Raw genomic sequence first — 21,187 nt, 5'->3', positions numbered from 1 at the left:
TGATCAAGGTCAGAGTGGCAGTCCTGCAGTAGCGCTTGCCCTACTGGACGACTGTTGGGATCTGCGTTGCTCGAGCAGCTTCGCCCGTTTGTTCTTCACGAGCTCCTTGTCGCCGACGATCGCCTTTTTCCCTACGGAGTCACGCACGTCGTCGACGAGCTGCTTGCACATACCCCTGACGCGCAGCATGTAGTCGCCCGGCTTCATCCCTCCGGCCGCAATCAAGCCGAGCGCATCTTCCCAGAGCGCTGTCAGGCAAGGGTCCGTCAAACGCTCGGGGAGACCATGAACCACGGCACGGCCAAATGGGGTCGAGATGAGTTCTCGGTTCTTCACTGCGACGTAGCCCCGTTCCTTGAGCGTCTCGATGATCTTCGCCTGAGTCGCAGCGGTCCCGATCCCTGAGGTTTCCTTCAGAATCGCCTTGAGCTTGGGGTCCTCGACGTACTTGGCCACGGAGCTCATGTCGTCGAGTAATGTCTTCTCGGTGTAGCGCTTCGGAGGGGTCGTTTTCCCCTTCACTACCCGGAGGCCAGCCATCTGCAGCGTTGCGCCATCCGCGACCTGAGGCAGCGGCTTATACGTATGAGGGGCCAGTGCTCGCCAGCTCTGCGCCATGTTGAGCGACACCTCGCCCTTGGCGGAGAACTCGATCTCACCGTGAGAGAACGACACCACTGTCTCTTCGATTTGGTGCGAAGGAAGCAGGCTCATGAGGAACCGTTCAGCCAGGAGCAGCCAGGCCTTCTGTTCGTCGGCGGTGAGCGTTTTGAAGTCGGCCGATTTCACGGTCGGGGTTAACGCGTGATGTTCCGTGACTTTCGATGAGTCGTAAATCGACGCTCTCGGTACTGCAAGAGAAAGCAGGGGAGCGAAGGCAGTGAACGAAGTCTGCTTGACGATGTGTTGAGCGATTGTCAGCGCGTCGTTTGCCTGCCCTGCCGGCATGTACTCACAGTCGGTCCGTGGGTAGCTGGCCAACTGGTGCTTTGAGTCGTAGAGCGACTGAGCAAGTTCGAGTGCTTTGGAGGCTGACCAGCCATAGCGCGAGTTGCACTCGCCCTGGAAGGTTCTGAGCATGAACAACCTCGGAGGGCTCTCCTTTTTAATGCCTGTAGTTACCGTTACGGTAACGGATTGTCTTTTCTTGACCTCCTCGACAATCCGCTTTGCGTCAACCTCGCTCCAGATCCGCTTGCTCTCGTCTGAAGGGTTGTAGGTCAGAACGATCGGGCCTTGAGGTGTTTCGAGGGTCACTTCAAGTGAAAAGAACTGGCGGGCGCCGAATTTCTCGATCGCTTCATCCCGGCGGACGACCAGTGCGAGAGTCGGTGTTTGAACACGCCCTACAGAGACGAGCTCGTCATTCGCCAGGAGCTTAGTCGCGGCAACGGTCAGGTTCATGCCTATGATCCAGTCTGCCTCGGACCGACATTTTGCTGCCTGGTAAAGATTGAAGAACTCCGAGTTCGGCCGCATCGAGCTCAACGCCTTCTTCACGGTTACCGGGTCTGTTGCGTTGATCAGCAGGCGCAACGTCGGCCCCTTCCACGCGCTCGACTCGAGAATCTCGTCGATGAGCATCTGGCCTTCGCGATCGGGGTCGCCAGCGTTGACGACCTCGGTAGCCTGAGAGAGCAACGATTGGATGACGCGGAGCTGCGCCTTTGAGTCCGGCTTGGGCAGGAGCTTGAAGCACTCGATAGGGTAGGGCAGGACATTGACCGCGGTGTTCCAGCTCTTCCACGCGGGGTTATATGCTTCTGGAGGCGCAAGCTCGAGGATGTGCCCGTGCGCCCACGTAACCACGTCGGTGCCTACCCGTATGAATCCGTCGTCGCGGGACTTTACGCCAGGAAGATTCTCTGCGATTGCCTTGCCCAGGGACGGCTTTTCGGCGATGTACAGGCGCATAGTCGATTCTGTTTAGTCGTGGATGGTTCGAGATCGGTCTTTGCCAAGCATCTTGGAGACCAACTCCTTTGTCTGCATGGGACGGCTAACGGACTTGAAAACGATCTCCGACTCGTCGCTGCCTGCCGAAGAAAATTCCAGATCGCCGTAGCCAAAGAGCCGGCCGACTAGAGACTGCGTAACGGAGATCGAGCGTACATGGGCGACTTGGATCTGGTGAGATTTGCGTGCGATGAGGCCGTATCGAGCGGTGATCGCATCGGGCGTCACCGTGTAGAGCGCCGAAAACTTCAGGTAAGCGATCCTGAGTCCCGCGAACCCTACGCAAGCAAAGCCAGCTGCAGCGAGGACGGAGGCCTCAACATCCGATGCCTCGGACAGCGCAGGCAGGAAAAGCACAACGGCGACCGCGAGCATGGCCAGGCCTGCCAGTAAAAGCGCCCACAGCGGGTAGATCGACCGATTGGCGACCCGTAGGGCAAGAAAACGCCCGTCGATCACTGACGAATCCATAACTTTCCTCCTAAAATTTGACTAGCATCCTTCCTTCGGTTAGAACTAACTTCGTACACCGAGGAGCCACGGGAAATGCTGCCTCGGGATCATCTCGACTCCGAACAATCAAGGGCAGGTTCGGTGAGGAGACTTTAAGTGGAACTAAGCACGGTTTTGTCCATTGGCGCTATTGCGCTGTTTTACTACTTGATCGCTAAAGTGCTAATCGCTCTTTCGAACACGTGGGTAGGTGATCTTATTCTCGGCGCAACCAATCGAAAGCCCAAACACTGGACACATTACGTCGGCGAAACCCCAGAAAACCAAGCTTTTTACGACACGCGTCACGTAACAAAGCTGGGGGTTGGCGCATTTACCCTCACCACTGACGATGATGACCTCTGAAACGAGGCCGCCAATTGGAATGGCGGCCTCGTTTTGATTTAGCGGTCAGTATTTCCTGATGGCGACGATTCGTTATTCACGCGTGTGTTTGTGAAAAAATCGTTGACGAAGTTGGAAAACGGCACACCGATATTCGAATTGTAGGCGTCAGCCGCAGATTTGATTGCTCGTTCAGGCAGGCTCAACGTCTCGTCTACCATATAACCTCCAACGCCCAACGCAGCTTGAGTAGCATTAATATCTGCACCGTGAGCAAAAACGCGGGCCTCTTCTGCTGTAAATACGCGTGCGCCCTCAGGCTTAGCGGGGGATTCATTCGCAGGTCTTGAAGGAATTTCATCGATCGGTGCAGGCATCTCTCCAGATGCCATTTTTGCAAAAGTAGGATTAACCTGCGGTGCAGACGGGCCTGCAGGGGCAGTTCCATGCCGTGCCTTGAGTTCTTCTACTGATTTTCCTTCAAGGGTTGTAACAGGACTGCCAACACCCTTGTTGCTGCCAAGCTCAGGCGTATCGAGACCTTGGGCCCCCGTGATCTGTTGTCCTACGCTCATAACGTTGTCGTACTGGCCGGACGAAAGCATCGCACCCATCACCCAGCCAAGTTGAGCATCGAATGCTTGCACGCCAAGACCTTTCTCATGGCCTTCGATTTTGTTGTAGGCCTCACGGTATCGATCGGACGCCTCTCCTGTACCGTTATAAAGCGATGCATGCATTCCCATCACTGTTTCGTACATTCCGGCCGCCATCAAATTCCTATTGATTTCACCCGCATGGCCAGAATAAGTTCCGGAAATACTCGATGCGACTTGCGTTGCCTCCTCATAGGCACGAACGGTGGAAGCCTGGCGGGAAACGCTCTCACGAATCCCCGCTGCCTCATCCTCCGAGTACCCAGCTTTGGTAGTAAGAGAGTCGGTACCCTGAAGAGATGAGTACTGTTGTTTGCTGAATTCGTTGCGAATCGCGTTTGCCCAATCCTTACCCTCCTGGGTATTCTCAACCCACTCACGCGCCTTCTGACTTACTCCAGTCATGTTTCCTGCTGCAACCCCAGTCACGCCGGTGCCCATAATGGCCCCATTTACTGAAGTCTTTAGCTGAGCACCAAGTTCGCTACGGATAGCGTCAGACACCTTGTCACCAAAAGCGCTGTTCTGGGACATCTTGTCCGCAAACGAAACGGCTTGCGCCCAAGTTTGACCAACCTGCGATACATCTGATCTAGCGATTTGTACGGCGCGATCCCATCCGCTGCTAAAGCGACCGCCTTTCGACCAGTCTTGCGTAACTTCAGACCCCACCCTAAGGGCTTCTTGTTGCTTGTCAGCGACGGACTGAGAGAGGCCATCTTGGAGGTTGTACTTGACGCGTGCGGCGCCTGTCATTTGTCCGCCGGCACCAAGCGAATAATCCCGTACTGCCGCGTTGCTACTAACCGCACCCACATTCGATAGGCTGGGGGCGGCCATCTTCTCGTCTGAATAATCCTTGCCACTCCAGCGCTCACCAAGTTTGGCTAAGGCGAAATACGAGCCTGTCATGGCAGCCAGGGTGATCAACGGTACTGCCGCAAGCAAGTCGGAAGCCACCGCGATCTTATCCATCGTCTCGGAAAAGAAGAGCGGCACCGCTTCGATGGGGAGGGCCGCGTTAGCGGGAGCTGGAACTGGAAGAAACATTTTCTTCAGGTTAGCCATGCTTTCCGTCCAGGTGTACACGATGAAGTAATTCACCATGTAGGCCGCAGGCAGCCAACTCTGCGTCCAGGCACCGAAGAGGATGTACTTACCCAAGAGAGGAAGGGCATTGGCACCGGACATCAGTGCCACGATGATTACTAGCGGTGCCAACCCAATAAAGATCGCCAGCAAGAACCCCATGGATGTGATCACTGTACGAGTGAAACCCGCGCCCGAAGCCGCTGAGTCAACCGTGAACGCTTGCTGTTGGCCCGATAGCACCTGGGTGCACTGGAAGTAAGCAGTCGGATCGCTAGAGTTGTTGCCACACTTGAAAACATCATTTGTCGTTTGGTGCATCATGATGTTCGCGCTCGTCCGCTGGGCGCTAAGGCCAGCAAGAGTGGAGTTCGTGGCGTAGAAATTCGACAGATCAGTCCACGTTTTATCGGTCGACGTAGAGTTCCTTCCGGTAGCGTCACGCATAGCGCGGTTCAAAGCCGGATTCGTTTCATTGAAATACGCGATGAAATCAGATTGGATCTGAGGGCCTGCGTCAGCGCAACTCATGACAGTCGGACTAACCGCATTGGCTGCGTAATAATTCGTGTGCCGATGTGCAGTCAAATTAGCGGCGTTAGTCAAAGCGCCATAAACACCGTCGGTACTTGATAACAGTTGCTGCGGCGATGAGGCTCCAATCATGCAGTTCCGGACAAAGCCCCCCCAGTTCTGCGTCATGTGGGGACTGTAGGATGCGGCCTGACGAACGGAAAGCATCAGCTTGAGCGGATTGACAAAGCCATCCGTCGTCAGCTCCGTAGCATTGGCGTCAGCTGCTTGAAAAGCGGTCTGCGAAAGACGGCCGAGGTCCATTGCTACAGTGGTGATGATCGAAGCGGGTACCGCTACCATTAGAGGTACATTGGCAACAGCTCGAGAACTACCTGAGTAGATGTCCTCGATCACCACAGTTGCCTTTGTGTAACCCCCAACCATCCATACGATGAACAGAACGAGCAACATCGTTGGGTTGTTACCAGATCTCCATTGACTCATCAGGCCATTCATCAGAACGGCAATCAAAGCAAACAGAAAGGCCAGGTAGATGAGGGTGCCACCGAAGTCGTCAGCATCGCCCCTGAATGCACCAGACCCAAAAATCATGGCGATGGCGTTGAATAGCCCGGCAAAGAAGCCAGCGTCGCCCAGTGTGTAAACCATCCATGATGACATGGCTATTCCTTAACGGGGGGTCGTGAACGTCAGAATCGAAGGGTCGCGCCTGGCGATCGTTCTGACGTATTCGTCAAGCGCAACAAATTCCTGAGCGTTCGCCTTCCGGTTAGTGACGATTCTCGAGTACTGATTGCCAAGCTCTCTCACTCGATCATGGATCTCGCGCGGAATGGTCGTTGATCCTTTCGTTGAAAGAACCTGCCTCGCTGCACGCAAAACCGCTTCCGATAGAACGATGTGCAGCTCCTCAGCAATCAAAGGGGCCGCTTGTGCGGCAACAGCCGAGGCTGCTCCTTCTTGACTCTGAACCTCGAGCATCATGGAGATGAAAGGAACAGAGGTCGCATTGACGAATTTCTGTTGTGTCGGAGACAGTGTGCAATCAACCGCGCATGCAGGGCTCATCTTTCCAACGATCGAATCAGCCGTGGTACTGGTTCCATCAATTGACCCAAAAAGCATACGATTGGTATAGCCAACCGTCCCCTCCCAGTCCCAAGCGACTTCATCCATCGAACGGCAGCCGCCGCGGGCCGGCGCCGAACTGCACGAGTACTTGATCTTCTGGGCACCGCTTGACCTTCCTGTCTTGAGGTCATGAAGATCAATTTTCCCTGGCCTTTGCGCCATGCGAGGAGTCTCCGATGCACTCGGAGCCGACTCAGGGTCGTAGATTGCGGTCCCCGTCATCGTCATCACAAGCTCTGCCGCGTATTTCGTTGAAAGGCCGGCGAAGTATCCTCCCCCGAGAAGTTCACCAACCCTGTTGTCGGCCATCAAATCCCAAACAACGTTGCCGCAGAACTCGATCGAGCCGGCCTCGCAAGCCTGCTTAATCTTTGCCTTAGGGGATGCTTTCACTGCTTCTTGAGACTCGAACAGATCGCCAACACCCCCCGCAATCGCTTCAAAAAAAGCAGCTCCACTTTCGGCGCTCGTGGACGCACGTTCAACGCTATTGAACACGGTGTCTACGGACTGCTTTGCGATCGCACACGTATTAGAGCTAAGTTGGTTAAGAGATTGAAGCTTCGACTGAATTGTGCTGACGAGGCTTTGAAGCTTCGGATCAATCGCAGCGAGCGCGCGCATGAAAATGAGCCCGAGCGCATTTTGTGCGATTGACCGAAATACCGCGATAAGCTGATCGGAGTCGATGAACGAGAAGCTTCCAGCAAATAGGTCGATTCCCCCACAGCCGGCAGACATTCGGGGCGGATCGAAGGACACGATGTTAACGTTCCGAATAGGACTTCTCATGGCAACGTTGCCTCCGACGAAGCCGCGTCGCGTTTGTGATTGATAAGCTACCGGATCTGTTACGTTGATGAGCATTCCATCGAGTGCTCCACCCAGACTCGCGTGCGTCGGAGTCATCATGGTGTAAAGACTCAAGCCGACAGCAAGGGCGGCGATTTTAATCTTTGGCATTTTTAGTATCTCCCTTGTAGTCGTTCTTTCAACAAGTTAACCCATTCGGCTGGATCATCAGACGCACCATCAACCATGTCTTCAAATCGTGCGACGCCCCGCATGGCAGGATTGACCGCTGCGATCATTTCATCTGATATCAGCTTCTCAGACTCAGCCACAACTAGAAGGCGATCAACGAGCCCACTTGCGGACATGGCGCCTTGAGCAACGACGTAAAAATTGTTCGGCGGGACAGCATAAACAACGGTCGGTGTGAGTTTTAGGTTGAGTGACTGAAACTGCCCTGCGTCTGGTATCCAGTTATCCATACCTGGAAGGGGCTTGCCATCAACAGATACAAACCGAGTTTCAAAACCATACCTTTCTTTAAGCATGCCAATGACAGGAAACTGCTTCTCGCAATGAGAGCAGGACGAGTCGAAGAACATGAAGATGCCACCCTTTGATGCAAGGTGCTTCGTTACTTCGTCTTTTTGTTCCTTGTTCGTAGCAAGTACTGTTTGCCTGATGAACGTATCAAGGGGCATCCGGTTATTTTCATCGAGAATGGGGTCAGTCTTGACGACGAGTTGTTGAAGATGTGCAAAATTCTGCGCCTTGTCGAGCGCGATTCTTTGGGCGTACAGATACGCTTCCATGTCTTCACGCTTTCCTGAATCCATCGCTTTCTCAAGAAGAACCGGCAAGTTATCTCTGAGCCACGCTGTAGAGAAAGGCTGAGTCCCCGTATTAGCTGCTGTTTCAGTGGCTGGAGAGGCCGAAGCTGGAGGTTCGGGTTCTTTTTCCAATTGAACGGGTTCAGCCGGAGGGGGAGGGGTCTCATACCAGAAATAGCCTTCTCCTCCCCGCTTGAAGAAGCTTTGAGCGTGAACGCTCGAGGTTGCGGCTACGATCGCTAAAGAAACAAGAATCGCCCGTACAGGCTTACCAGATCGGATAAACGACACCGACGACCTCGTCAACATTGATTGGACCCCAATATCTCGCATCGAAACTTCTCGGCTCAGTACCCATCATTGCAAGCTGTCCATCGACCAATACTTGGGTCCGGTCATAGCTACCTGGCGCGCGATTTAGCTTTTCCAGCAGATCGAGATCACCGAATTTACGCCCAGCTACGGTGACTTCATCGTTTTCTACCTTGATGATGTCGCCTGCGACACCTGCGAGATATTTAACAACAAGTATCGAGCCGTTTCCATCAAGTAGGCGTTGATTCAATTGATCAGTTAGCCTTCCGTATGGAAGGAACGCGAGTAGCTGACCCCGCTCGAAATCAATGTTCTCTGGACGGGTCATTTTGACGACAACGAGTTTGTAAGGGATGCAGCTGAGATCACCAACCAGAAGAAGAAGGCGATACTTTCCAGAGACGTGTGACGTCGCTGCAAAAAGCAAAGCGAGGAGTACCGACGCAAGGAAAACCACCCTTATAAAAAGAGTGGCCTTTTCCGGGCGAGTAGTCTCATTCGAGATTGAGGCCGAGTTCATCTGCGACGAGCTGTGTGATTTCCAACTGGGGTGCGTAACCAAGAACTGCCGTCCGGTGTACGACGACGTAGCCTGCATCGACGTATCGCTGCGTTGCGGTCTTCAATTGGTCAGCAAACCTAATGGCCGCGTCCCTTGCTGCACTCTCGTCGAGGCCCTTTCCTCGAAGGTCGTTCATGGAAGCAGTAACAAGTTTTCCAGAGTCGATGACAACGAAGGGAACACTGCTCTGCTGAGGTGCAAGGTAAGGGCTCGCTACAAACAAAGTGCCAGCGGTCAGGACAGCAGACAGTACTGCTGCCATGATGACTGGGCCAACGTTGGAACCGTCAGCTGTCTTTAAGGAAGCAGTACTGTCGCTCATTTCGATGCCTCGGCCGCGACTTCTACGCCAGCGGGACGCTCAATCGGGCGACGCGCACGACCGAAAAAGAACATGCTCCCGGAACCGAAGCAGACGCCGGATATGAGAACCAGTGGATCAAAATTGCTGAAGAACGGAATCAGAAGGATCGCACCACAATAAAGAGCAAAGACCAGGATCAAGTCTTTCTGGGTCAGGGTTTTCTGTTTGGACATTTTCAGTTTCCTTTTTCGAGACGTTTCTGCGTGTAGAAATCAATTACTTTTTCAGGGTCGGCTCCTTGTTCAATGGCTGCGATTGCTTCATCACGTTCCTCACCGTTACTTGCAAACAACGTGAACATGAATGGATCTGGCCTGAATCGAACAATCCCATAGTCTGAATCCGAGCGTTTGATCATCAATTCGGAATACTCACCAGGCACAACATGAAGAGACTTGACCTGATGAATCCCGAACGCATCCATAGAAAACTGTCCGGACGCAACGGCCGCATCGACGGATTCAGCACGCTGCTCGAGAACAATCTGCCATGCGCTATTGGCGTAAATCGCTCGGCCGTTCGGTGACTGGAAGAGATCGCCAACGTCCTGGGTGATGAAGATGACTGCCCCTGAATTTTTCCGCACTTTGCGATAAAGCGCTTCGATCGCTTTCGCCATCAGGGGGTCATCCATAAGCTCCCATGCTTCGTCCAGCACGAGAATCTTACGACCCGGGGTCGTGTACATCTCGGTCGCGATGCGGTTCATCAGTTGCAGGAGAACGACCTTTTGAAGAATCGGACGTGACTTGAGATGCAGGAGATCAAGAACGGTAAAGCGATTACTGACATCGATTGTGGCCTCACCCTCGAACCAACGCCCGTAGCTGCCGCTAACGGTGAATGGGTAAAGCTGCTGACCAAGGTCACGAACGCGCGGATCAGGCTGTTGCATGCACCATTGAGCGACAGCGGTCACGGTCGAGTTATGGGCATATCGGTCCCACGTGGCCTTGATCCCTTCTTCGAGAGCCGCCATTTGATAGTCATCAAGACCGTCCTCTGGTGCAGCCATCTTGGCGATCGTGGCCTTGATGATGTCGATGTCTTCATCAATCTCGCTGACGAAGGTAAAAGGGTTCAAGATGATCTGCGACTCTTCGGAGAATTCGATGTAATCCCCCTTGAGGGCACGGTTGAGCTTAAAAAATGACTTGCCAACGTCAATGACCCACACCTTGCAGCCTTCAGCAAGGTTATCGACGATCAGAAGCTGTGCCAGGAAGGATTTACCCCCGCCGGTGCCAGCAAAAACGACTACGTTGTATCCAGTATTCGAGTCCCAAACCGAGAATGCGGACACCTGACCACGCCTCGTTACAAAGAGACTCGTAGCGTTCGCGCCGCTGCCTTTGTAGTCAGCGAACAGCGGGACCAGCGGTGCAGCCTGTCGCGCACTCATGGTGTTGGTGCGGAAGGTCCGGGTCATGGCATCAGCCGACGCGTTCATCGGCAGGGCGTTGTGCCAGAGGAAATCCAAAATGCGCTTGTCTTCGCGCATGTCGAAGCTAAGCGTGGAAAGGTAGGAGTTCAACGAAGCGGTTTGACGTGCCAGTCGATCCCTGTTCTTCGAGAAGATCATCAGGCTAAGGTTGACCTCGAGAGCCATCCCTCCTTGACCGTCAATTTCATGAATGAAGGTCTCGATGCCTTCCTTCTTGTAACCGAGGATGGGGAACCAGTTTGCGGAGTTTCCAATGCATTGCTGGGTAATCCACATGTGACGCTGTCGAACCTCACCTTTCTTCTTGACCTGGTCGGGATAGTGGGCCGTGAATTGAAAGAAAAATGGCTCAGTGATTTGGTTTGCTCCGCCCATCTGATCACCGATCAGAAGATTGGCAACACCAAAAACAGTTCGTTTTGGAAACAGCTTCGGGCTCATTACACGCACAAAGAATTCTTGATCACTCCCTTGGTGAAAGAGGATCTCTTTTTCTTTGAACTCAATATCGTCGCCCGGATAGAAGGCTTGCTCTCGAATTGGTATAAGTTCGTCGTAGCTGAACTCAGGCTTCTCCCACATGTGGTAGAACTTCCGAATCAAGTGCAGATATCCATGTGGGTCAAGCATCCTGAACTGGAAGCCAATGGAGCTAAAGCCTTCCATCACACGTGTGACATCAGATCGGACCGACTGGCGTTCCTCAAGACCCGGAAACTGAGAACACGGAATTTTGACAGTGAAGATCAACCGGAAATCACGGTTGAGCACGCCATTTGTCTTGAATTGAGGCTTATGGACGGCATCCTGGAACATCTTGACGCGGGTGCGAACGAGCTTCTCCAGAAGACCCGAAGCCTGTTCTTTCCCATCGGTATAGGCGTCAAGATAGGGCTCAATATCGGGAGAGCCGAGAAGACCTACTTGTACGAAGGAGCCTGCCGGAAGCGGGCAAGCTAATGCAGCTTTGAATTTCTCAAAAACTGACCCCCCGCCCCCAAGGAGCGGGGTGGTCATGAACGTGGCTCCAAGATGTCTTTCGCCAGACGGCGAAACGCAGTAAAACAGGCCGGTTTCGTCGTCAAAACCCTCTGCGCCAAGATATTGCCAAGGAAGGCGCCTCTGATCCGCAACGGTACCGCGGACAGGGGTTTGCGAGGACTTCGTGAAGCCAAACATGGGCTAACTCCGTGTTAGAGGGTGGCGGTGAACATGGAGTCGAGGATGCCCGGGCCCATGGTGGCTGCCAGAGCAACGCCGACGGCCAGGACCAACCACATCAGCGAGTGCTTGACGATGGTCATAGCCAGGCCGGTCGCCAGAACCCCAAATGCGACGAGCAGACCGAACGTTCCTTCAGTCCAGTCACGAACCTGCTCGGATGCGACCTCGAACGTGGTGTCGGTAACGGCCATCGCGAAAATGGCGTACGCAGCGAGTGCGATCAGCAGGTAGGCTTGCTTTTCGAAACGGGCGAAGCCGGCGGACAGGTTTTGAGCGTATTGCATGTGAAACTCCTTATCGTTACTCGAGGGTTAAGGTGCTGAGGTCGGTCGAAGGCGCGTTACGTGACGCCTGCGGCCGGGTCGGGGGAGTGATCGTCTGCGATGCAGCAGACTGACCATTTTGCGCATCACCAGTTGGCGATCCCGAATGCGCAACACCGGTAGTTACACGGTGAGGAATTCTTGCATTACGCAAGGTGCCTTCCTCGTGCACTCCAAAAGTCCATTTTCTTTGCTCGATTTCTGTATATACATACCCTCCCGAGTGCAAATTGTCGTTCTTGTCAGTCCATGGGAATACCCGAATCCGCATTACTTGAGCGGGCATCCGCACCGGTGCAACGCCATCCGAATGGATTGCAAGTTCAGGCGGCATTGTCCCTACAGAGGAGCTTGTGGCCGTAGAAGAAATAACCGATGGAAGCCTTTCGCCTTCTTTCTGCTTGCGAATAACGGCGTCAACATCGATCTTGTTCTCGGTTGTGTGATTGGCAATGCGCTCCTCGAATTCATCAATGCTTCCGCTCGTGATCGCATAAACATCACCAGGAGATGCGCAAGCCCCAGGACCGATGCCAGGGCAGGACGAAGAGTCGCGGCCTGCAGTGTTAAGCGCGGAGGCGCAGCCGGTTAGTGCAATTACCGAAAGAGCAATAGCCAAGGCATGGGGTTTCATTATTGAATCCCCCCCGGAATCCGGCCTTCCGAGACAGCCAGAACTGCGCCCGTCCGCGCATCGACGAGTCGATAGGAAACCACCGTCTCGCCACCCAGATGGTGATAGGAGCCAAGTGCGATCACTCCAGCGTTTGCGGCTTCGGCGCGTCGTTTGACAACTGCATTAACCGGGTGGCCTGAAGTCCAACCGGAAGACTCGGTTTGCACGACCGGCACACCCGAATTGACAAGTGCGCCGGAGATGAGCGTCGCAAGGCTTTCGCCGTAATAGCTTGGGCGCAACTGTCCGTCATGCTTAACAGCCGGTGCAACAACGACAGTTGCTGGCATTGGCGTGTTCTTGAGGTAGAGTCGCCCGAGATTTGTACCAAGCTCGGAAACCGTGCTCGCCACCCACGGAGTTGGAGCTTCGATTTGAACTTGGGTCGCAGTAGTGCAAGCTCCGACAATGGAGGATGAAATTGCGATTGCGACCAAAATGGACTTCTTCATCATCACTTAACCTCCAGACCCTTCGTCAGCACGATCGTCGCGCGTCGGGCTGCATCAATTTCAACTACAGGGAACATCTCGCGAGCCATTTCCAGATAAAAGTTGGCAACCTGGTTTGCCGCGGAACTTGCACCGCTCATTGCTCCAGCTGTCAGTACGTCACCCATTTCAAAACGCTCGGCCTGACCGACGCTCGTTTGGGTATTGGCCCATTGATCCGGGGTACCCCATGGCTGAAGACCCTTCGCAATGCCGCCCAGGAATCCCGCAGTGAGTGATCGGGCGATCATCTGGCCTTGTTTGGATACCAGTTCGCCTTTGATACCTACGCGACCATCGTCACCGACGACATACCCTTCCATCGGACCTTCGATAACCGCACCGTCGTCCTTGATGCACGAGAAACCTTCGGTGCGCATAACGGCTCGTTCGCTCGAAAGGTCACCGAATCCGGAAATGATCACGAAGCACTCACGAACGTCATGAGTGAAGTGATTGGGGAGAATTGCATCGGTTTTCACACGAAGGACTGCCGGAACGGGATCTTTGCTCTTCGCGTTGGAGGTCGGAACGTCCATACCGTTGAGCAAGAAACCTTCGAACTGACTTCCCATTGGCAGGTAGGCAATCCGCTCCTTGTCGTCTTTTGACTTCTTTTCCTCTTTGGGGGTCGCTGCCCCTACTACACGCAGAGTTGGGGGCGGTGGTGCGAACACTGGCGCCGCACTGACTGAAGGTTGAGGAAGCGCTGCAGACGAGAAAGCATCTGCAGGGTTGTCGGCAGAAAGCGGTTTCCCATCCTCACCAACAACAGGCAGGCCATCAGGTCCCACGAGGCCTTGTGCCACTGCGCCGCCACCGGAAAACTTCAGCCTTTCGAGCTCGCGGCTCAACCGCTGGACCTCATCCACAAGGTCTACGGTCACACCGTTTGAACCCTGAGTGCCGCGCATCTCCTGAAGCTGACGGAACAGCAACTGGCGATCGGCCTCCATCTTCTTGACTCTGTTATCCATGCCCACGGTGCTCTTCTCGATACTTTCGAGCTTCGCAGCGAGGTCATCGACGCCAGTTTCCCGAGCAGTAGGGACACGGAAGTTCGCGGGCTTGTTTGCACCGATAGGTTGTCCAGCAATCTCTCGCGTCGGGCCTCGAGTTGATTGAACAACTGCGGCGAGCGCGATAACGCTGACAAAGATCCCGCCCACCATAATGCCCAGCCGAGCGTTCGATGGAAGCTCTTGCCATTTCTCTTTCAGACTCATCGCGCACCATTCTGGAAGGCGGTTTTATCCGAAATCACGTAGACGTAGGCGTGATCACCTTTACGAAGACGCGTACTCGGAAGGATGGCGACAGCACGAACGCCTCGTTCCCAAAATGCTGCTTCATCGAGTTCGATTTCTTCGTCACTAATCGATTCAACTCGGTAACGCCATTGATCCATGGTGGCGCTCGAGTACCGCATTTCCGGCCGGATCAATAAAGGGCCACGGCGACCCACAGCGCGAGGCAGGGCTGCTTCGGACATGCCGACGGGAACCTGATTGACGGCAGCCTGGCGCATCATCTGGATCAGCCGCTGCTGGTAGTTGTCGGGTTCATTGTTTTGATCTGGCTGTAGTCCAGGCTCCGGAACATCGAACTGAAGAATCGCTGTCTGTGACGGGATCGCCTGGGGAACCAGAATCAGTGAGATAACCGGATCGTTCGGACGAGATCCGGTCACAAAGAGTGACTGCGGGTCCGTGCTAGTGCTGGGCATCTGAATGTAGAGGCTCTGCCCGACAGCCTCCACGATCATCCCTTCGGGGATGATTCCAACGGCCTTAGGTGCGGCAAATGGAGTGCCGACTCGGTTGGCCTGAACCATTGAGACGTTGACGACTTCGTTCTGCCCAGGCGTTACGCGGATTGTCTGCGCTTTAAGCGCATTAACGTCGCCCGAGAGGCTCGAACCGAACCCCGGCATGGGCAAAGGCGCAGTTGCGCGGGGCTGTACATCAAGTCGCGGTTGCGGCGGAACTGTCCCTGCCACAAATGGAACTGCGGGCGGCTGGTCCGGAGTCGGCGGACGAATTGTCGTCTGTGCAAGAACCGATGAGGAAATCAGCGTTGCAACAGCAGTCAGTACGAGTCTTTTCATTTTCCAGCCTCCTCGCGGAAGTTCGGATGCTGTTGTCTCCATTTCTGGGTACGCATTTCTCGGCCGTCGTAAGTTTCAATGCTGGTAATCCATGGGCGGCCAGTTCTCATCTCGACGCCCAGCTCGTAAATCATTTCGGTATCTGTCTTTCGCCCTGCAGCATCTCGGTGAGTTGCAGTGCCACCAACGAAAACCTTCATGGTTTCGGGTTCGAAGAGAATTTCGTTCGGCTGGAATACAAGCGAGCTGCCCGTCCCTCTGAATTGAGGGTTTTCGGCAGTTGCTTTTAGTGTTCGACGAACGTCCGGGAAGATTCTTGAATCCACGAAGAGCTCGAGGTTCTGAGCGACGAAATCGATGTTGTTCGGGGTTACGTTCGCAGCCAGAGTCGTGAAGTACATCCCAAACGATTTAAGGTAGTCGGCTGACGCTGCCGACCAACCGAGCTGAACTTGTCGATCCAGGTACGGAGGAATGAGGATGATTCGTTCGCGTTGTTCCATCGCCCGGGTGACGGCTATGCCGCCGACTGCTACAGCGATCACCAATCCAACGGTAAGGACGATGACCATCGCTGTTGCAGCCTGCAGGCTACGAAAAAGCATCGGAACTTTCATAGCCAGAACCTCCGACGCATCCCGTCTGTGTACACTTTATTCATTCCGCCAAAACCCTTTGCATAGAAGACATGCATGATTGCGCCTTCGAGTTCCCCTTCCTTCCAGCGCCTCATTATTCGAATAGAGATAAGCATCACTGCAACGCCGAGAAATAGGCCGATCGTTGATCGCGAGAGAATGCCAACAGAGAACAGAGTAAACCCGACAATAAATTCGTCAAATTCCCATGCGTAAAACTGTTGTTGGGAATCGACATAACGGGGGATATCAACCTCGAGCGCCATTATTGCTTCCTCAATTCAATGAGAACTTGTCGATTCTTTTGGCGACCAGACTCGGTATCAGTTGGAGCAATTGGCGACCGTGCGCCCAAGGAAACAAGTTCCATCTGGGATTGCTTCATGCCTTTCAGCTTAAAGAGAGAGGCAACTGAGGCCGCGCGTTTGTAGGCAAGACGATCGTTGTACGAGTTGGTGCCGATCGGATCTGTACGCCCAATAAGACGAATCTTGGTGTCATCCCCAAACTGGAAGCTGGATATGACCTCGGGGTTCAACGGAACCGTAGAGTCAAAGGCAAAGAAAACGGTGGCTCCAGGAATGAGGTCATAGTCACCCGGGTTCGATCCAGTCCCGTCTGACTTGGCTGATGTCGAGGCGGTACGAAGTGGAGTGCGCTCCATTTCGACCCACTGAGTTTCACCTTTCTGAACGGGGCGCTTAATAAGAGTTGTTGCCGTGTCCTGGCCCACGCCGTAAGAGAACTGGCTAGGTTCGTATTCAGTAGCCTCGAACGGATACACGCTATGCCGGTCTTGTGCGATTACCGATGTCGCGCCGATGAACGCCGCGGCAGCCAACAGAATATTCAGAGGTACTTGGGGTTTCACAGCTTTCTGCCTTCGATCACAGCAGAAGTGATCCCGTTGAGCAGTTGAATAAAGATCCCTTCATGCCCATTGGCGTTGTCGGGAGTAACGAGGTACTGGCCTCCGATCGTGATCGACGGTGTTGCCTGAACCTGATTCCGGAAAAAGATGTGGGCAAGTGGCTCAAGGCTGTCCTTGGTGATCTTTGCCCACGCAGCAGCGTAGGCCGCATGAGGGATACCGGCGTCTCGAGCAACAACAGACCAGGTAGCGGGCTTGACTGGATCGAGCCCCCCGCTTTGCAACGCCTTGTAGGCCGCAGTTTCAAAAGCTCTCAACGATGCTGCGTCAAGAAGAGAAGCTGCAAGCCAAGCTCTCGCGGAAGCAATGACAGACATGTCAGGATAGATGACCGGAACAAACTCGAAGGTCATTGGACTAGGGACCGTCGCACCCCAACGATGGAGCATCTCGTGCGATGCACGACATGCAGGGCAACTGAACTGGAAGAAAGCAAGAATCTTGTTCTTGTCTTCCGGATTTGGGCCGATTCGACGAAACGGTTCAACAGGCGCTTCTTGAGCAAACAAGGTGGGCGCAGCAAGCGCAGCTGTAGCAGCCATAGAACCGTTAAACAGAAATTGGCGACGATTCAAAGTTCACCTCCTCAAGCTTATCGTCGTGACCGAGGGCCCGACGAATTTCTATTTCAGAGCAAACGCCCATTTCAATGAGTACTCGACCAATAGGGCGCAAAACACCGCTACGCTTGTACTCAGTCTGCCTGCTGATGGCCTGTTCAATTTCGGATGAAGTGGCAACACCAGATTCAATCAGGGCATAGCCCAGGCGTTTGTACTCAAGCTTCAATGCATCCGCCGACGAGGTGACGCGTCGAGCTTCATCCAGCGTCGTCAAGCCCCGAGTTGCTTTGGAAGCGGCTTCGAATGCGAGTAACTCGAACTGGGGCTGACGAGAAGCGGCTGCGACGATCTCTTCTGGGCTCCCTCCGCGAGAAATAACCCGCCGGACGGCCTCGTCGCCAACAATCATCTCGACAAGTGGGACGTTCCCTTTGTAGGAAAGGGCGTTTGGAACACGGGGAAACGATTCGCCCTCGAACGGCAATCCATGGATTCGCATCCATTCGAGCTCGATCTCATTCGCCGAGCCCCATGAAGGCTTGAGCTCCGGATCAATTCGACGAACTAGCCGTTGCGCAGTGATTCCGCGCAATGACGCAGCTAGCGTACCTGGATCGACGCCGAGCTCTATCAGTCGAGTGCATCCCATCGCTGCGTTGTTTGCGTGCATCGATGCAATGACGAGGTGGCCCGTATTCGCCGCTTCAACGGCTATACGCGCCGTCTCAGCGTCGCGAATCTCGCCGATCATGATCACATCCGGGTCCTGACGAAGAACTGCTCGCAGTGCGGCCGGGTAAGGCATGTGAATTGGATCGATGTTGATCTGGTTCAAGCCAGCAAGTCGATACTCAACCGGGTTCTCGATCGTGATGATGTTCAGGCTGTGCTCGTTGATCTCGTTGACCAGTGCGTACAGCGTCGTGGTTTTTCCAGACCCCGTTGGACCGGTCACGACAAATAGCCCGTGCGGTTCTTGGAGGATTACCCGCATCGCCTCGTCAACTGCGGGAGGGAGCGCGAGCTCCGTAAGATCCATAGATACGTTCGCCTGATCCAGGAGCCGGCAGACAACGCTTTGCCCGTCGACTGTCGGCACAATCGAAACGCGAATATCGATGACTTTTCCGTTTTCGGGGAAACGAAGACCCATGCGCCCATCGAGAGGGGTGTGGTGGTCAGACAGCGAAAGACGGGACCGACTACGCACTTTCTGGTCGAAGACCCCTGCGTAGTAAGACGAGTACTGCCCAATTTCCATTAGAGCGCCGCCAGGCGCGCGTCGCCTAACGCGAACACCTCTAGAGTCTTCCTGAAAATGAACGTCGGCAGATCGAGTTAGCGCAGCTTCGAGAAAAAGATCGTTCAGTACCTGTACTGCTTCGCGCTCATTCGGATTGTTTGAGATGAAATTGTCTGGCTCTTTCACGGCTGCTGCTCCGGTTCTTGTTTCTTCCGATCGTCTTGATTACTCGCGCCGAGGTCCGTCGCTGCAGAATCCTGAAGAAGTTCCAAGAGACGCTCCCTGAATTCATCTCGGCCATGCCACGTTGAACAGTCGAGGCGGTTGAAAAACTGGTTTGCGACAAAACCCTTGAAACCGTTCTCCGCTTGGATCGACCATCGAATCATGTCGAGCTTGGTATCGGAGCTAACTCTTGGCTCCAGCGTGTCGCGCAATACGTTCCCAATCCCTCTGATGACACTCCCAGATCTTTCGATACGTTCACACGAGTCCTGCGGGACGATTACCCATACAAACCATCCAACCGTTAGGACGAGGCCCGCACCACCAAGAAGACTTTTGATAATCATCAGGATGACCTGTACGCGACCCACACCTTACGGATGTAGATGTCACGCTTATCTCGAGATCGCGCGTTGTAGCTTCCGACGGCTTCCCATGTAGGCCCGTATCGCTGAATCTTTGTTGCCAACACCCACGCTCCCATTCGAACGTTGAAACACGGATCGAACAAATCCTGCCTAGTGATCTGCACCCCAAATCGCGATCTCAGGTCGTCGATGTGGATCGTTCGAACTTGCATCAGGCCCAGATCCTTACCGTCAGGTCCGATCGCCTGGGGATCAAAACCGCTCTCAACCTTTGCAATTGCCCACAACAGCCGGCTATCCACACCGAACTCGCGTCCCGCAGCATCAAAACAAAACGCATGTGCCGGCCCCGACAGGTAGAGCAGGAGCGATGCGAGAGTGAGAGCGGTTCGGCTAGGATTACTAAGCATTGCGGATTGCATTATCATGCGTTCAAACAAGATTATCAACCGACGCAGGGAGAATCACAAATGTTTCTACGAAGACTGCCGACATCCCTACTGGCTGCAGCGCTTACAGTGAGCTTTCCTGTCATTGCCGAGGAGCCCAGGGGTCTTGTGGATCGTGGAATACAGGCCGCTGCCGATGCGGCGAGCTCTGTAAGTTCGTGGGCGACGACAGGGGTTGAGAGCACTGAAGCCACAAGCGCCTGGAGGGCATTCAAGGGACGCAACAAGAACGCACTGGCGCGGCTCGAGCGGCTGGCCGACCGAGGGAACGCTGACGCGCAGAACTACGTGGGGCACATTTATGCAGAGGGGCTTAGCCGCCAAAAGAAAGCGGAAGATGTGGCTGCGATTGCCGCACGTTATTTCGCTCAGGCAGCTCAGTCCGGGCACGCGGTGGGAACATACAACTTCGCGCTCATGCAGCTGAAGGGGTCAGGCATACAGTTCGATGAGAAGCGAGCGATGTACGCGATGAACATCGTCAAGGATCAGATACCCGCAGCTGCCGTCCACTTGGCTCTTTATCATTACAAGCGAAATGAGTACGGTATCGCTTGGCAGAATGCGCAGTTTGCAGCGTCGCGAGGCGAGGCGATGGGTGCCTATATCGCAGGGAAAATGCTTCACGAAGGGACGGCGAGTGGTGGATCGAGCCGTCAGATTCGGGGATACCTACTGGATGCTGCGAAGTCGTACATTTCAGATGCGGCCTGGATCGTGGCCACCACCTATGATGACGATGCATCAACGGCAGACAGCCTTATGCTATCCCGAGCGTACCGTCTTATTGCAGTGGGGATGGAGCGAAGCGGATCGAAACAGACTCCACAGATCCTCGCTGGACTTTCCACTCAGGAAGCCCGTAGGGCTCAGAGCTTTGCTCAGAACTGGTTCAAGCGCTTCAAAAAGCCCGAAGATACGTCGTACATGAGAACGCTTGCGGAGCAGCCCGCGATCCTTCCGCCTCGAACCTACTAAAAACCGCCCCGGCGTCCCTACGCGCTACGATTTTCTCAATCTGCGACGCCCTTCGTCTCTTCGTAGTTCTGCATGAGGCGCTTGTACATATCGGGCGGAAGAAAGCCTGGGGGCGGCAAGCCGTTCTCGCACACGGGCACCCTTATCGGTTGCTCGTACGGGGTAACTCCACCCTGTTGTGTTTTCACGCTCATCTTCAAGCGCACATCAAAAACTCGGCATCCGGCCTCTCTTCCGGCGTCAACGACAAGTGCGTGAATATCACCAACTGCCTGTGTGTAGTCTCGAATATTGCGCTCAAAGCGGCCGGTAACTACGCCTTCTGCCCTGCCCCTCTCCGATGCAATATCGAACAGGTCTGCAATCTCACCAGCCTGGATAGAGGGTGAGAGAAGAAGAAAAGTAATCGCTATCAAGCTCAGTTTCAGTCTCTGCATTATTTTCTCCAAAATGGAGCC

At 54.2% G+C, this 21,187-nt stretch carries 24 protein-coding genes; 2 read left to right on the top strand and 22 right to left on the bottom strand.

Translation table 11 applies throughout. The annotated features are described in order from the left end of the window. Window positions 1-9: 9 nt before the first annotated feature. Together V7Z75_RS11550 and V7Z75_RS11545 are read right to left on the bottom strand one after the other, a co-directional pair. Window positions 10-1,914, bottom strand: a complete 1,905-nt coding sequence (locus tag V7Z75_RS11550) for a DNA topoisomerase 3 (RefSeq protein ID WP_334108833.1) — start codon at window positions 1,912-1,914, stop codon at window positions 10-12. Window positions 1,915-1,926: 12 nt separating this feature from the next. Further along, complete coding sequence (locus tag V7Z75_RS11545; RefSeq protein WP_011254827.1) at window positions 1,927-2,427, bottom strand: PH domain-containing protein; 501 nt, start codon at window positions 2,425-2,427, stop codon at window positions 1,927-1,929. Between the two features lie 138 nt (window positions 2,428-2,565). Between V7Z75_RS11545 and V7Z75_RS11540 the strand changes: the two genes are divergently transcribed. Next, a complete protein-coding gene (locus V7Z75_RS11540; RefSeq protein ID WP_011254826.1) occupies window positions 2,566-2,814 on the top strand; it encodes a hypothetical protein in 249 nt (82 codons plus the stop codon). 38 nt (window positions 2,815-2,852) lie between these two features. On the opposite strand, the gene V7Z75_RS11535 is transcribed toward V7Z75_RS11540, so the two are convergent. From V7Z75_RS11535 to V7Z75_RS14200, 19 genes are all read right to left on the bottom strand, one after another. Then, the gene (locus V7Z75_RS11535; protein WP_334108832.1) at window positions 2,853-5,735 is read right to left on the bottom strand and encodes a conjugal transfer protein TraG N-terminal domain-containing protein; all 2,883 of its coding nucleotides are present in this window, start codon (window positions 5,733-5,735) and stop codon (window positions 2,853-2,855) included. 9 nt (window positions 5,736-5,744) lie between these two features. After that, window positions 5,745-7,169, bottom strand: a complete 1,425-nt coding sequence (locus V7Z75_RS11530) for a conjugal transfer protein TraH (protein WP_334108831.1) — start codon at window positions 7,167-7,169, stop codon at window positions 5,745-5,747. 2 nt (window positions 7,170-7,171) lie between these two features. After that, complete coding sequence (locus tag V7Z75_RS11525; protein WP_334108830.1) at window positions 7,172-8,119, bottom strand: thioredoxin family protein; 948 nt, start codon at window positions 8,117-8,119, stop codon at window positions 7,172-7,174. Further along, the gene (locus V7Z75_RS11520) at window positions 8,097-8,663 is read right to left on the bottom strand and encodes a S26 family signal peptidase (protein ID WP_334108829.1); all 567 of its coding nucleotides are present in this window, start codon (window positions 8,661-8,663) and stop codon (window positions 8,097-8,099) included. The genes V7Z75_RS11525 and V7Z75_RS11520 overlap by 23 nt, the downstream gene beginning before the upstream one ends. Further along, the gene (locus V7Z75_RS11515; protein WP_011254821.1) at window positions 8,638-9,027 is read right to left on the bottom strand and encodes a hypothetical protein; all 390 of its coding nucleotides are present in this window, start codon (window positions 9,025-9,027) and stop codon (window positions 8,638-8,640) included. Before V7Z75_RS11515 ends, V7Z75_RS11520 begins: the two co-directional genes overlap by 26 nt. Further along, the gene (locus V7Z75_RS11510) at window positions 9,024-9,242 is read right to left on the bottom strand and encodes a hypothetical protein (RefSeq protein ID WP_334108828.1); all 219 of its coding nucleotides are present in this window, start codon (window positions 9,240-9,242) and stop codon (window positions 9,024-9,026) included. Before V7Z75_RS11510 ends, V7Z75_RS11515 begins: the two co-directional genes overlap by 4 nt. A gap of 2 nt (window positions 9,243-9,244) precedes the next feature. Further along, window positions 9,245-11,692: a type IV secretion system protein TraC gene (traC, locus tag V7Z75_RS11505; protein WP_334108827.1), complete on the bottom strand. Its 2,448-nt coding sequence runs from the start codon at window positions 11,690-11,692 to the stop codon at window positions 9,245-9,247. 14 nt (window positions 11,693-11,706) lie between these two features. Further along, window positions 11,707-12,021, bottom strand: a complete 315-nt coding sequence (gene traA, locus V7Z75_RS11500; RefSeq protein ID WP_334108826.1) for a TraA family conjugative transfer protein — start codon at window positions 12,019-12,021, stop codon at window positions 11,707-11,709. 16 nt (window positions 12,022-12,037) lie between these two features. After that, complete coding sequence (gene traV, locus V7Z75_RS11495; protein WP_334108825.1) at window positions 12,038-12,694, bottom strand: type IV conjugative transfer system lipoprotein TraV; 657 nt, start codon at window positions 12,692-12,694, stop codon at window positions 12,038-12,040. After that, on the bottom strand, window positions 12,694-13,191 hold the full coding sequence (locus V7Z75_RS11490; protein WP_011254816.1) for a hypothetical protein: 498 nt from the start codon (window positions 13,189-13,191) through the stop codon (window positions 12,694-12,696). The genes traV and V7Z75_RS11490 overlap by 1 nt, the downstream gene beginning before the upstream one ends. After that, window positions 13,191-14,453, bottom strand: coding sequence for a TraB/VirB10 family protein (locus tag V7Z75_RS11485; protein ID WP_048704596.1), 1,263 nt, complete (start codon window positions 14,451-14,453; stop codon window positions 13,191-13,193). Before V7Z75_RS11485 ends, V7Z75_RS11490 begins: the two co-directional genes overlap by 1 nt. Further along, entirely contained in the window at window positions 14,450-15,334 is an 885-nt protein-coding gene (locus V7Z75_RS11480) for a TraK domain-containing protein (RefSeq protein ID WP_011254814.1), read from the bottom strand. The genes V7Z75_RS11485 and V7Z75_RS11480 overlap by 4 nt, the downstream gene beginning before the upstream one ends. Continuing rightward, window positions 15,331-15,951, bottom strand: a complete 621-nt coding sequence (locus tag V7Z75_RS11475) for a TraE/TraK family type IV conjugative transfer system protein (RefSeq protein WP_334108824.1) — start codon at window positions 15,949-15,951, stop codon at window positions 15,331-15,333. The genes V7Z75_RS11480 and V7Z75_RS11475 overlap by 4 nt, the downstream gene beginning before the upstream one ends. Further along, complete coding sequence (traL, locus tag V7Z75_RS11470; RefSeq protein WP_048704588.1) at window positions 15,948-16,238, bottom strand: type IV conjugative transfer system protein TraL; 291 nt, start codon at window positions 16,236-16,238, stop codon at window positions 15,948-15,950. Before traL ends, V7Z75_RS11475 begins: the two co-directional genes overlap by 4 nt. Further along, window positions 16,238-16,843, bottom strand: a complete 606-nt coding sequence (locus V7Z75_RS11465) for an OmpA family protein (protein ID WP_334108823.1) — start codon at window positions 16,841-16,843, stop codon at window positions 16,238-16,240. Before V7Z75_RS11465 ends, traL begins: the two co-directional genes overlap by 1 nt. Next, a complete protein-coding gene (locus tag V7Z75_RS11460) occupies window positions 16,840-17,478 on the bottom strand; it encodes a thiol:disulfide interchange protein DsbA/DsbL (protein ID WP_334108822.1) in 639 nt (212 codons plus the stop codon). Before V7Z75_RS11460 ends, V7Z75_RS11465 begins: the two co-directional genes overlap by 4 nt. Continuing rightward, the gene (locus V7Z75_RS11455; protein ID WP_334108821.1) at window positions 17,453-18,895 is read right to left on the bottom strand and encodes a GspE/PulE family protein; all 1,443 of its coding nucleotides are present in this window, start codon (window positions 18,893-18,895) and stop codon (window positions 17,453-17,455) included. The genes V7Z75_RS11460 and V7Z75_RS11455 overlap by 26 nt, the downstream gene beginning before the upstream one ends. Further along, complete coding sequence (locus tag V7Z75_RS11450) at window positions 18,892-19,146, bottom strand: hypothetical protein (protein WP_334108820.1); 255 nt, start codon at window positions 19,144-19,146, stop codon at window positions 18,892-18,894. Before V7Z75_RS11450 ends, V7Z75_RS11455 begins: the two co-directional genes overlap by 4 nt. Before the next feature lie 134 nt (window positions 19,147-19,280). Further along, on the bottom strand, window positions 19,281-19,712 hold the full coding sequence (locus V7Z75_RS14200) for a lytic transglycosylase domain-containing protein (RefSeq protein ID WP_442919913.1): 432 nt from the start codon (window positions 19,710-19,712) through the stop codon (window positions 19,281-19,283). 108 nt (window positions 19,713-19,820) lie between these two features. On the opposite strand from V7Z75_RS14200, the gene V7Z75_RS11445 reads away from it, so the two are divergent. Continuing rightward, on the top strand, window positions 19,821-20,729 hold the full coding sequence (locus V7Z75_RS11445; protein WP_334108819.1) for a tetratricopeptide repeat protein: 909 nt from the start codon (window positions 19,821-19,823) through the stop codon (window positions 20,727-20,729). 35 nt (window positions 20,730-20,764) lie between these two features. On the opposite strand, the gene V7Z75_RS11440 is transcribed toward V7Z75_RS11445, so the two are convergent. After that, the gene (locus V7Z75_RS11440; RefSeq protein ID WP_048704571.1) at window positions 20,765-21,166 is read right to left on the bottom strand and encodes a hypothetical protein; all 402 of its coding nucleotides are present in this window, start codon (window positions 21,164-21,166) and stop codon (window positions 20,765-20,767) included. Window positions 21,167-21,187 lie beyond the last annotated feature (21 nt).

The sequence above is a fragment of the Methylobacillus sp. genome, from assembly GCF_036844465.1.
GTDB lineage: Bacteria > Pseudomonadota > Gammaproteobacteria > Burkholderiales > Methylophilaceae > Methylobacillus.
The sequence above is the reverse complement of the archived record's forward strand: the minus strand, read 5'-3'. Positions and strand labels throughout refer to the sequence as shown.